Annotated in this window: 9 protein-coding genes; 4 read left to right on the top strand and 5 right to left on the bottom strand. The window is 70.3% G+C overall.

The window, feature by feature from the left end:
- The first annotated feature begins 41 nt into the window (after positions 1-41).
- From ACFWYS_RS03835 to ACFWYS_RS03825, 3 genes are all read left to right on the top strand, one after another.
- Positions 42-983, top strand: a complete 942-nt coding sequence (locus ACFWYS_RS03835) for a sucrase ferredoxin (protein ID WP_384762858.1) — start codon at positions 42-44, stop codon at positions 981-983.
- A 277-nt stretch (positions 984-1,260) separates the two neighbouring features.
- Positions 1,261-2,937, top strand: a complete 1,677-nt coding sequence (locus tag ACFWYS_RS03830) for an ATP-binding protein (RefSeq protein ID WP_384762855.1) — start codon at positions 1,261-1,263, stop codon at positions 2,935-2,937.
- Entirely contained in the window at positions 2,934-3,614 is a 681-nt protein-coding gene (locus tag ACFWYS_RS03825) for a response regulator (RefSeq protein WP_384762853.1), read from the top strand. Before ACFWYS_RS03830 ends, ACFWYS_RS03825 begins: the two co-directional genes overlap by 4 nt.
- A gap of 97 nt (positions 3,615-3,711) precedes the next feature.
- Here ACFWYS_RS03825 and ACFWYS_RS03820 read toward each other — a convergent pair whose 3' ends face one another.
- From ACFWYS_RS03820 to ACFWYS_RS03810, 3 genes are all read right to left on the bottom strand, one after another.
- Entirely contained in the window at positions 3,712-5,304 is a 1,593-nt protein-coding gene (locus tag ACFWYS_RS03820) for a cation acetate symporter (protein WP_384762850.1), read from the bottom strand.
- A complete protein-coding gene (locus ACFWYS_RS03815; protein ID WP_384762847.1) occupies positions 5,301-5,726 on the bottom strand; it encodes a DUF485 domain-containing protein in 426 nt (141 codons plus the stop codon). Before ACFWYS_RS03815 ends, ACFWYS_RS03820 begins: the two co-directional genes overlap by 4 nt.
- Positions 5,727-5,998: 272 nt before the next feature.
- The gene (locus tag ACFWYS_RS03810) at positions 5,999-8,122 is read right to left on the bottom strand and encodes a type IIA DNA topoisomerase subunit B (RefSeq protein WP_384762844.1); all 2,124 of its coding nucleotides are present in this window, start codon (positions 8,120-8,122) and stop codon (positions 5,999-6,001) included.
- A 443-nt stretch (positions 8,123-8,565) separates the two neighbouring features.
- Here ACFWYS_RS03810 and ACFWYS_RS03805 point away from each other — a divergent pair, with 443 nt between their 5' ends.
- Positions 8,566-8,796, top strand: coding sequence for a hypothetical protein (locus ACFWYS_RS03805; RefSeq protein ID WP_030945102.1), 231 nt, complete (start codon positions 8,566-8,568; stop codon positions 8,794-8,796).
- Between the two features lie 248 nt (positions 8,797-9,044).
- Here ACFWYS_RS03805 and ACFWYS_RS03800 read toward each other — a convergent pair whose 3' ends face one another.
- Complete coding sequence (locus ACFWYS_RS03800) at positions 9,045-9,890, bottom strand: serine protease (RefSeq protein WP_384762841.1); 846 nt, start codon at positions 9,888-9,890, stop codon at positions 9,045-9,047.
- A gap of 132 nt (positions 9,891-10,022) precedes the next feature.
- Positions 10,023-11,558, bottom strand: coding sequence for an RNA polymerase sigma factor (locus tag ACFWYS_RS03795; protein WP_384762839.1), 1,536 nt, complete (start codon positions 11,556-11,558; stop codon positions 10,023-10,025).
- Between the last annotated feature and the right edge of the window lie 405 nt (positions 11,559-11,963).

Here is an 11,963-nt window from a genome sequence, read left to right as displayed (position 1 = left end):
CGACCGGTCACCCCGACTCAAGTCAGGTTAGGCTCACCTCTGTGAGTACGTGCTCAACCGTCTCGCAGGACCTCGACGAGCCCATCGCGGGGACCGCTGCGACCGCGACGACCTGGCTGCTGCTGGAGCAGCCCGGTCCGTGGGGTGCCAAGGCGCTCACCCAGAGCCATCTGGACCCCGCGCTGGGCCGCGCCCTGGAGGCGGCGGCGAAGGGCACGGGCGTGCGGGTCGCGCTGATCCGCCGCCCCGGTCGGCACGCCGACTGCGGACCCCTCGCCGAACGCCAGGTCTACGTGGCGCACACCGTGCCCGGCAAGGTATGGCTGCGCACCGCCACGACCCACGACCCACGGCAGTTGCTCGACCTGGACTTCGCCGCGCTCGGCATGGGTGACCACCACACCTTCGACTTGGTCCTCCAGGGGCGGCCCCACACCGGCGATCCGCTCGCGCTCGTCTGCACCAATGGCAAGCGGGACCGCTGCTGCGCGCTCCTCGGCCGCCCGCTCGCGGCCGAGCTCAGCGGCTCCGGCGTGGAGGGCGTCTGGGAGGTCACCCATCTGGGTGGACATCGGTTCTCGCCGACGCTGCTCGTGCTGCCGTACGGCTACGCGTACGGCCGGGCGCAGGCCCACGCCGTCAAGGAGGTCCTGCACAGCGTCCAGCAGGGCCGGATCGTGGTCGAGGGTTGCCGCGGGAACTCGGCCTGGGAGCGGCCGGGCCAGGCAGCCGAGCTCGCGGTGCGCAGGGCCACGGGCGAGGACGCCGCGGGCACCCTGAGCGTCGTACGGACGGACGGCGCGGCTCCGCGGTGGGAAGTGACCGTCGCCCACGTGGACGGGCGCCACTGGCGCGTGAGCGTGGGCCAGGGCGCCTCCCTGCCGCCCCGCCCCGAGAGCTGTGGGTCGGTCCTCGGCTCGCCCGCGCGGATGGACGTGGTGGCGGTGCACGAGCTCACGATGACGACGGCACTCGCGAGCTGACCCGGGCACCTCGGGTGGACGGCCGCGAGACGTGACGCCGGGTGGACCGGGCGACCGCCGAAGCGACGCCAGGTTGACGGACCGGCCGCCGAACCGCCCCAGGTTGACCGACCGGCTGCCGAAGCGACGCCAGGTTGACCGACCGGCCGCCGAAGCGGCCCTAGGTTGACCACCCACCCGACATGACGCCAGGTGGATCGACCATCCCACATTGATCAAGAGATCCAGGTCACACCCCTCTACGGGACTTCCCGCCCGCCCACGTACCGTCATGGGTATGAGCCCCACTCCCCCCGCCCGTCGCCTGCGCCTCGGTCTGCCCCGGCGGATGTTCGCGCAGGTGCTGCTGATGCAGGTGGCGATCGCCGCGGGAGTCGCGGTGCTCGCGACCGGCCTGTTCCTCGCTCCGCTCAGCGACCAGCTGGACGACCAGGCGATGCGCCGCGCCCTGGCGATCGCGCAGACCACCGCGGCCCAGCCGCAGATCGCCGAGGACCTGGTGAGCACGCCCGCGGCGGCCGGCGGCCCGGTCCAGCGGGAGGCGGAGCGGATCCGGGTGGCCACCAAGGCCGAGTACATCGTCGTCATGGACCGACGCGGGGTGCGCTGGTCCCACCCCACCCCGAGCGAGATCGGCAGGCTGGTTTCGACCGACCCGGGCCAGGCCCTCGCCGGTCACGAGGTCATGCAGATCGACAGCGGCACACTCGGCCGCAGCGCGCGCGGCAAGGTGCCCCTGCGCGACAGTGACGGGAAGATCGTCGGGGCGGTCTCGGTCGGCATCGCGTACGACAGCGTGCGGGCCCGGCTGCTGCACGCGATCCCGGGGCTGTTCGCGTACGCGGGCGGCGCCCTGGCGGTCGGCGCCCTGGCCGCCTGGCTCATCTCCCGCCGGGTCCAGCGGCAGACCCGTGACCTGGCCTTCTCCGATATCTCGGCGCTGCTCGCGGAGCGCGAGGCGATGCTGCACGGCATCCGGGAGGGCGTCGTCGCCCTGGACCGCGGCGGCCGTATCCGCCTCCTGAACGACGAGGCCCGGCGCCTGCTGGGCATCGGCGACGAGGCCGTCGGCCGGTCCCTCGACGAGGCGCTCGGCGACGGCCGTACGACCGATGTGCTGGCCGGCCGCGTGACCGGCACCGATCTGCTCACGGTCCGCGGCCAGCGCGTCCTGGTCGCCAACCGCATGCCCACCGACGACGGCGGCGCCGTGGCCACTCTGCGCGACCACACCGAGCTGGAGCAGCTCGGCCGGGAGCTCGATTCGACCCGCGGTCTGATCGATGCCCTGCGCGCCCAGGACCACGAGCACGCCAACCGGATGCACACGCTCCTCGGGCTGCTGGAGCTGGAGATGTACGACGACGCCGTGGAGTTCGTCGGCGAGGTGGTCGGTGATCACCGTGCCACCGCCGAGCAGGTCGCCGAGAAGATCCAGGACCCGCTGCTCGCCGCCTTGCTGGTCGGCAAGGCGACCGTGGCGGCCGAGCGCGGTGTCGCGCTGCGTCTGTCGGACCGCACCGGGCTCCCGAACCGGCTGATCGACGCCAGGGGCCTCGTCACGATCGTCGGCAACCTGGTGGACAACGCGCTGGACGCCGTCGCGGGCACGCCGCACGCGCGCGTGGAGGTCGAATTGCGTGCCGAGGGGCGCACCGCGACCCTCAGAGTGCGCGACACGGGGCCGGGAATCCCCGAGGAACAGCGCGAGTTGATCTTCACCGAGGGTTGGTCCACCAAGGAGCCGCCGGCCCACCGCGAGCGCGGCATCGGGCTCTCCCTGGTGCGCAGGCTCGCCGAACGGCAGGGCGGCAGCGCGACCGTGGGCGAGGCGGCCGGCGGAGGCGCGGAGTTCACCGTCGTCCTGCCCGAGGCGCTGGCCGCGCCGGACCTGGAACCCGCTCTCACCGTGCCGTCAGATCCGCAGACCGTCGCCGAGGAGGAGTCGCGATGATCGAGGTCCTGGTCGTGGACGACGACACGCGTGTGGCGCGGGTCAACGCCGCCTACGTCGAGAAGGTGCAGGGCTTCCACGTGGCCGGTGAGGCGCACAGCGCGGCCGAGGCCCTGCGCCAGGTGGAGGAGCTGCCCCGGCTGGACCTGGTCCTCATGGATCACTATCTGCCCGACGGGACGGGTCTGTCGGTCGTCCAGGAGATGCGGCGGCGCGGCCACCAGACCGACGTGATCATGGTGACGGCGGCCCGGGACGTGTCTACGGTGCAGGCGGCTATGCGGTACGGCGCACTCCAGTACCTGGTCAAGCCGTTCGCCTTCGCGGGTCTGCGCGCCAAGCTGGAGGCGTACGCCCAGCTGCGGCGCACCCTCGACGGCGGCGGCGAGGCGGAACAGGCCGAGGTGGACCGCATCTTCGGCGCGCTCTCCGCCGCTTCCGAGCCGGACCTCCCCAAAGGCCACTCCCCCACCACCGCCGAACTCGTACGGCAGTCCCTGATGCACGCCGAAGGCCCCCTGTCGGCCCAGGAGATCGCCGAACGGACCGGGGTGAGCCGCCAGACCGCCCAGCGCTATCTCAAGCTCCTGGAACGCACGGGACGGGCCCGCCTCACCCTCAAGTACGGCGACGCGGGTCGCCCGGAACACCGTTACGTGTGGGCGACCCGCGCCTGAGGCACGGCCCGTGGGGGCGGGGGAAGGAACCGTGCCGCTATTTCATACGGATGCCGACCCTCCAATTGTCAGCCGACGGCCCGGCGACGTGAGCCGACTAGACGGCCCCCGCCCCCGTCAGCGACCGCACCTCGGTCTCCGCGTGCTTGGCCTCGTCGGGGGCCTCGGCCGAGGTGACCGTGCCGAGCCAGCCCGCGACGAAGCCCAGCGGGATCGAGACCAGGCCCGGGTTCTGCAGCGGGAAGTACTGGAAGTCGATGCCGGGGATCAGTGATTCGGGGCTGCCCGACACCACCGGCGACAGCAGCACGAGCGCCACGGCCGGGATCAGGCCGCCGTACACGGCCCATACGGCGCCGCGCGTGGTGAAGTCCCGCCAGAACAGCGAGTAGAGCAGCACCGGCAGATTCGCGGACGCGGCGACGGCGAAGGCAAGGCCCACCAGGAAGGCCACGTTGAGGTCGCGGGCCAGCAGTCCGAGGGCGATCGCGACCACGCCGATACCGACCGCGGCGACTCGGGCCACCGCCACCTCGCTGCGCGGCTTGGCGTGCCGGCGCCGTAGCGAGGCGTACAGGTCGTGGGCCACGGAGGCCGAGGAGGAGAGGGTGATTCCGGCGACCACCGCGAGGATGGTGGCGAAGGCGATGGCGGCGACGAGGGCGAAGAGAACCGTTCCTCCGGGGGAAGCCGCGCCGCCGCCGAGATCGAGGGCGAGCAGCGGGACCGCCGTGTTCCCTGCCGCGTTCGATCCACGTACCGCCTCGGGTCCGACGATCGCGGCCGCGCCGAAGCCCAGGACGATGGTCATCAGATAGAAGCCGCCGATGAGGCCGATCGCCCAGATCACGGAGCACCGTGCCGCGCGGGCGGTGGGCACGGTGAAGAAGCGGGACAGGATGTGCGGCAGCCCGGCGGTGCCCAGCACCAGCGCCAGGCCCAGGCTGATGAAGTCGAGCCGGGCCGTCCAGTCCCCGCCGTACCTCAGCCCGGGTGCCAGGAACGCGTCACCGTGACCGCTGCGCTCGGCCGCCGTGAGCAGCAGCCGGTCGAAGTCGCCGTGGAAACGCAGGAGGACGAGCACGGTCAACGCGATGGTGCCGCCGAGCAGCAGGACCGATTTGACGATCTGGATCCAGGTGGTCGCCCGCATCCCTCCCAACGAGACATAGATCACCATGAGTGCGCCGACGCCGATGACGGTCCAGGCGCGCGCCGCCTCTCCCCTGCCCCCGAGCAGCAGCGCGACCAGGCTGCCCGCGCCCACCATCTGCGCCACCAGATACAGAACGGACACGGTGACCGAGGAAGTTCCCGTGGCGATCCGTACGGGGCGTTCCCTCATCCGCGCGGCGACGACGTCGGCGAGCGTGAACCGGCCGCAGTTGCGGACCAGTTCGGCGACCAGGAACAGCACCACCAGCCAGGCCACGAGGAAGCCCACCGAGTACAGCATCCCGTCGTAGCCGAAGAGGGCGATGAGCCCGGAGATGCCGAGGAAGGAGGCTGCCGACATGTAGTCACCGGCGATGGCAAAACCATTCTCCATGGGCGTGAAGAGCCGGCCGCCCGCGTAGAACTCCTCCGCCGAACCACGCCGGTTGCGACTCGCCCACGTCGTGATCGCCAGTGTGATCGCGACGAACACGCTGAACAGCAGCAGCGCCGGCATCCGGTGATCGTCCGTCACGAGGCACCACCCCGTGTGACACGCGTCAGCTCCTGGGTCTCCCAGCGCAGTTCGAGCGCCGCGCGGTCCCGGCGCAGGCGCGCGTGGCGGGCGTAGGCCCAGGTGAGCAGGAAGGTGGTGAGGAACTGCCCGAGCCCCGCGATCATGCCGACGTTCACGGCGCCCGCCACGGGCCGGGCCATCAGCGCCGGTGCGGTGGTGGCGGTCACGACATACGCCACGTACCAGGAGAGAAAGACGGCAACCGCCGGCACCACGAACCTCCGGTAGCGGCTGCGCACTTCCCGGAATGCGGCACTGCGCTGCACCTCCAGGTACACGTCGCCCACGACCGGCGGCGCGGCCTCGGGAGCGTCCGTACCGTCCGACTCCCCCCACCCGGAGGCGAGGGCGTCGTACCAGGGATCGTCGCTTGAGTACATGCCCAAGCATGGACAGAACGGAAAGATCGTCGACCCGGCTTCTCTCCGCGCTTCACCCCATCAGGTGATTCACCCTCCGAGACGGCATAACACGCACCGGCAGCAATCCACCGAACCCACACACCACCCGCAGGCCGCCAACGGCGAGAACGCCCCACGGGGGCCACCCGCACCCGGCGACGAAGGCCGCACGGGCGGTGCGGGTGGAACCCAAATCCACGGCCGAAGGCCAAGCCGAGGCCGAGCAACACGGCCAAGGCCCAGCGCAGCGGCTACGCGTCGATACGCGACCGGTCCAGCGTCGCCGCAGAGCTGGAGATGAACTCCTTGCGCGGCGCCACGTCGTTGCCCATCAGCAGATCGAAGACCCGCTCGGCGGCCTCCAGGTCGGTGAGGCTGATCCGGCGCAGGGTGCGGTGACGGGGGTCCATCGTCGTCTCGGCCAGCTGGTCGGCGTCCATCTCACCGAGACCCTTGTAGCGCTGGATGGAGTCCTTGTACCGGATCCCCTTGGTCTCGAACTCCATGAGCTTGTCGCGCAGTTCGCGATCCGAGTACGTGTACACGTACTTGTCCTGCCCCTTCTTGGGCTGGACGAGCTCGACCCGGTGCAGCGGGGGCACGGCGGCGAACACCCGGCCCGCCTCGATCATCGGCCGCATGTAGCGCTGGAACAGCGTCAGCAGCAGCGTGCGGATGTGAGAACCGTCGACATCGGCGTCGGTCATCATGATGATCTTGCCGTAGCGAGCGGCGTCGATGTCGAAGGTCCGACCCGAGCCCGCCCCTATGACCTGGATGATCGCGCCGCACTCGGCGTTCTTGAGCATGTCGGTCACGGACGACTTCTGGACGTTGAGGATCTTGCCGCGGATCGGCAGCAGCGCCTGGAACTCGGAGTTCCGGGCGAGCTTGGCGGTGCCGAGCGCGGAGTCTCCCTCGACGATGAACAGCTCACTGCGGTCGACGTCGTCGCTGCGGCAGTCGGCGAGCTTGGCGGGCAGCGACGAGGACTCAAGGGCCGTCTTGCGACGCTGCGCGTCCTTGTGCTGACGGGCCGCGATACGCGTACGGGCGGCCGCGACGGCCTTTTCGAGGACCACGCGCGCCTGTGCGGCGGCGTCGCGCTTGGTGGACGTCAGGAACGCCTTGAGCTCCTTGGCGATCACAGCGTTCACGATGCGCCGGGCCGCCGAGGTACCGAGGACCTCCTTGGTCTGGCCCTCGAACTGCGGCTCGGCGAGGCGCACGGTGACGACCGCGGTCAGGCCCTCCAGGGCGTCGTCCTTGACGACGTCGTCCTCGGCCACGCGAAGCATCTTCTTGGCGCGCAGCACCTCGTTCATGGTGCTGCTCACGGCCGTCTCGAAGCCCGCGACATGGGTACCGCCCTTGGGGGTGGCGATGATGTTCACGAACGACTTGAGGGTCGTGTCGTAGCCGGTGCCCCAGCGCAGTGCGACGTCGACGCCGAGCTCGCGGGTGACCTGGGTGGGGGTCATCTGGCCGTGCTCGTCCAGGACCGGGACCGTCTCCTTGAAGGTGCCCTGGCCGGTGAAGCGGAGGACGTCGCAGACGGGCTTGTCGGTGGCGAGGTACTCGCAGAACTCGCTGATGCCCCCGTCGAAGCGGAACGACTCCTCACCCTTGCTGCCGCCCTCGCCGAGGCCGAGCTCGTCGCGGACGACGATGGTCAGCCCGGGCACCAGGAACGCGGTCTGGCGGGCGCGCTGGTGCAGCGTCTCCAGGTTGAGCTTGGCGTCCTTGAGGAAGATCTGGCGGTCGGCCCAGTAGCGCACGCGCGTGCCGGTGCGCGTCTTGGGGATCTTCTTGGTCTTGCGCAGGCCGCTCTTGGCGTCGAACTTGGAGTTCGGGCCGTCGGCGGCGAAGGCTCCGGGAACACCGCGCCGGAAGCTGATGGCGTGGGTGTGACCGGCCCGGTCCACCTCGACGTCCAGCCGCGCGGACAGGGCGTTCACCACGGAGGCGCCCACGCCGTGCAGACCACCGGAGGCGGCGTACGAGCCGCCGCCGAACTTGCCGCCGGCGTGCAGCTTGGTCATGACGACCTCGACGCCGGACATGCCGGTCTTGGGCTCGACGTCGACCGGGATGCCCCGGCCGTTGTCCCGGACCTCCACGGACCCGTCGTCCTGGAGGATCACCTCGATGTGGTCGCAGTAGCCGCCGAGGGCCTCGTCGACGGAGTTGTCGATGATCTCCCACAGGCAGTGCATCAGGCCACGACTGTCGGTCGAGCCGATGTACATGCCCGGGCGCTTGCGCACCGCCTCAAGGCCCTCAAGGACGAGCAGGTGCCGCGCGGTGTAGTTGGAACCGTCCCGGTCTGCTCCTGCCAGCAGCGCTGTGGACGGCACGGACGTCTCGGCGGTCACGCGGTTCGCTCCTCGCTGAATTTCAGGTAACGCCCTGGTGGGTAAGGGCGCGGCTTCGGTCGCCGTCAAGAGGGTACCGAGGCCTGGTAGAGCCGTTGTAACGCCACCCTCGTACGAAACACAGACTAGTCCAGGGTCGCATGCATGTTCGATCCCTCGATGGGGTGAAGTACATATCACGTTCCCTTCCAGGCATGAACCATTTAGGCTCCGGGCACGTCCTCATGAACAACCGGCAACCCAGCCGGAGGGACCTGACCTTGACCGACAGCGCGAAACCGTAAGCACGACTGAGACGCAATACGGCACATTCGCCGCCAAACCGGCAGCAGCCAGCCGCCCCGGAAAATTTCTCTCTGGGAGAAGCCGCGAGCGGGAACGTTTTGAGGCTGGTTGGATGTTGACCCTGGTACGACAGCTCGTCGAGCTAGAGAAGAGGCGACGTGACTACTGTTCTGACCCCCGCGAGCCCGCTGACGGCCGCTGACCGCTGCGACCGTTGCGGCGCCCAGGCGTACGTGCGCGTCGTCCTGCTCAGCGGCGGAGAACTGCTCTTCTGCGCCCACCACGGTCGCAAGTTCGAGCCGGAACTCAAGAAGATCGCCGCTGAGATACAGGACGAGACGGAGCGGCTGACGTCCGTTCCCGCATCGGCGTCCGAAGAAGAGCGCTGACACCTCGCATCCACGACGAGCCAGCTCCGGCACAGGCCGGTTGAACGGGCGGGGGGGCCCCGCCGGCCCGGGGGGCGGCCCCCCCCCCGCACACCCCCCGCCCACCCGCACCCCGCCCCCCCCCGCGCGCCCCCCCCCCCCACCCCCCCCCCCCCGCCGCCCCCCGGGGGGGGGGGGGCGGGGGGCCCCCCCCCCCCCCGGCGCCCCCCCCCCCCCGCGCTCATACCACGCGAGCCCTCAAGGCCCCGTCAGCCGCTCGCGGCCCGCACCGCCCACCTGAGGCTCCGGGCGATCTCGGAAACCCGCGTGTAGACGCCAGGACTGCCCGCACGGCCGCAGCCGGTACCCCAGGACACGAGCCCGATCAGCTTCCCCTGAGCCACCAGCGGCCCTCCGCTGTCCCCCTGACAGGCATCCCGGCCCCCTTGCTGCTCCCCGGCACAGACCATGCTGGCGGCCAGGAATCGGCCGTCGACACTGCCCGGATACGCCTTCCTGCACAGGGTGTCGGCCAGCACATGCACACGCGCCGCCCGCAGCCCTCGGGCGTAGTCGCCCGCGCCCGTGATGTCACCCCACCCATAGACGAAGGCCGGCGTCCCCGGCACATAGGCGGGATCGCCGGCGCCGGCCATCCTGATCACCGAGCTCGCCGGGAGGGGCTGAGCGAGGGTGAGCACGGCGAAGTCACCCGCGTTGGTGGCACTGTCGTAGGCCGGATTCACCCAGGTGCTGCGGACACGGATCTCCTGGCCCCGGGTCGACAACAGGTCCGTACGGCCCGTGATGACGCTGAAGTCGCGCATCTGGTCGGGCGGGGTCCCGAGGACCTCCTCGCTCAGACAGTGGGCCGCGGTGAGCACGGTGGATCGCCCGACTGCCACACCGACGCAGAACTGACCGGACCGCGTACCTCCGAACCGGTTACGGCTGGACAGCGCGACGGTCCACGGGCTGTCGGACACATCGACCGGAAACCCGCCGACGACGACACTGTCGGCGGCCGCGGGAGCAGGGGATACCAGCGGTATGGCGACCGCCGCGGCCGCAAGGGCCAGCGGGCGGGCGAGCGCCCGGGTAAAGAGACGACGCATGCACGCTCCTCACTCTGGGGTGGTCGTGGGACACCCAGGGTGAGTCAGCACACCGCAGCGCGCACCCGCACCACAGCGCGAAGGCCCGATCCCCACTCGGGGGACCGGGCCTTGCGTGTCGTACGGAATCGACTAGTCGAGGTAGTCGCGCAGCACCTGGGAACGCGACGGGTGGCGCAGCTTCGACATCGTCTTCGACTCGATCTGGCGGATGCGCTCGCGCGTCACGCCGTACACCTTGCCGATCTCGTCGAGGGTCTTCGGCTGACCGTCGGTGAGGCCGAACCTCATGGAGACGACGCCGGCCTCGCGCTCGGACAGGGTGTCCAGGACGGAGTGCAGCTGCTCCTGCAGGAGCGTGAAGCTGACGGCGTCGGCCGGGACGACGGCCTCGGAGTCCTCGATGAGGTCACCGAACTCGCTGTCGCCGTCCTCGCCCAGCGGGGTGTGCAGGGAGATGGGCTCGCGGCCGTACTTCTGGACCTCGATGACCTTCTCGGGGGTCATGTCGAGTTCCTTGGCCAGCTCCTCCGGGGTGGGCTCGCGGCCCAGGTCCTGGAGCATCTGACGCTGCACGCGCGCGAGCTTGTTGATGACCTCGACCATGTGCACCGGGATACGGATGGTGCGGGCCTGGTCGGCCATGGCGCGGGTGATCGCCTGACGGATCCACCAGGTGGCGTACGTGGAGAACTTGTAGCCCTTGGTGTAGTCGAACTTCTCGACCGCGCGGATCAGACCGAGGTTGCCCTCCTGGATGAGGTCCAGGAAGAGCATGCCGCGGCCGGTGTAGCGCTTGGCCAGCGAGACCACGAGGCGGAGGTTGGCCTCCAGGAGGTGGTTCTTGGCGCGGCGGCCGTCCTCGGCGATGATCTCCAGCTCGCGCTTGAGCTTGGGGGCGAGCTTGTCGGCGTTGGCCAGCTTGTCCTCGGCGAACAGACCGGCCTCGATGCGCTTGGCGAGCTCGACCTCCTGCTCGGCGTTGAGCAGGGGGACCTTGCCGATCTGCTTGAGGTAGTCCTTGACCGGGTCGGCGGTGGCACCGGCGGCCGCGACCTGCTGCGCGGGCGCGTCGTCCTCGTCCTCGTCGGAGAGCACGAAGCCGGCGCTCTCGGCGCCCTCGGGCTCGTCGCCGCTCTTGGGAGCCTCTTCGAGGACCTCGTCCTCGACGAGCTCCGCGTCGTCCTTCTTGGCGGTGGTCTTCTTGGCCGCCGTCTTCTTGGCGACGGTCTTCTTCGCGGCCGCCTTCTTGGCGGGCGTCGCCTTCTTGGCAGCGGCCTTCTTCGCGGGCGTCTCGTCCTCGACGGCCACATCGGCGGCGGGGGCCGCGGGCGTGGCGGTGGCGGTGGCCTTCTTGGTGGTCACCGTCTTCGCCGCGACCGTCTTGGTGGCGGTGCGCTTGGCCGGACTCTTCGCTGCGACGCTCTTTCGGGTGCGCTTGGGCTCAGCGGCACTGACCATCAGCGTCACACCCTCTTCCTCAAGGATCTGGTTGAGGCTGCGCAGTACGTTCTTCCACTGAGTGGCCGGAATCTGGTCGGCTTCGAAGGCCCGACGCACATCGTCGCCGGCGATCTGCCCCTCAGCCTTTCCCCGCTCGATCAGAGCCATGACAGAGACGGACTCGGCGATCTCCGGCGGGAGCGTACGGGATGTGCTGGCCGACACGAACAACCTCTCGGAACGTTGGAAAACGGCTTCCGGCCCCGTCCACGGCGGACAGGAGCCGACCACCGACCTGGGGATGGGCCGACGGTACGGGCGGGGGGCCGGGAAGATACACAGCGCCTTGAACGGCGTCCGTATTCCCTCCTCGGCTGTCACCTCTTAGGTCATCGCGCTGTTCCCCCGAGCGTTACGCCCAATCTGCGTGGCCCGAGTCACATCCCGTAACCGATCAAAAACACGCAGACACGGACATAAGCATTCGCCTATGACTTCGAGCATGCACCATACGGCGAATCCGCAGCCTCGTCGCACCCTGGGGGGGGGCGGCCGGTGCGCGGTCTGCGGGGCGGGCGGCGCGGGGGCGGGGGGGGGCGCGCCGCCGCCCCCCGCCGCGGGGGGCGCGGG

It is taken from the genome of Streptomyces sp. NPDC059010, assembly GCF_042740355.1.
Lineage (GTDB): Bacteria > Actinomycetota > Actinomycetes > Streptomycetales > Streptomycetaceae > Streptomyces.
Note: the sequence above shows the minus strand (reverse complement) of the source record. Positions and strands in the feature narration are given on the sequence as shown.

Coding starts and splice junctions, on each gene's coding strand:
- ACFWYS_RS03830 (WP_384762855.1), top strand. CDS start 1,261: ATGAGCCCCACTCCCCCCGCCCGTCGCCTGCGCCTCGGTCTGCCCCGG.
- ACFWYS_RS03800 (WP_384762841.1), bottom strand. CDS start 9,890: ATGCGTCGTCTCTTTACCCGGGCGCTCGCCCGCCCGCTGGCCCTTGCG.
- ACFWYS_RS03815 (WP_384762847.1), bottom strand. CDS start 5,726: ATGTACTCAAGCGACGATCCCTGGTACGACGCCCTCGCCTCCGGGTGG.
- ACFWYS_RS03825 (WP_384762853.1), top strand. CDS start 2,934: ATGATCGAGGTCCTGGTCGTGGACGACGACACGCGTGTGGCGCGGGTC.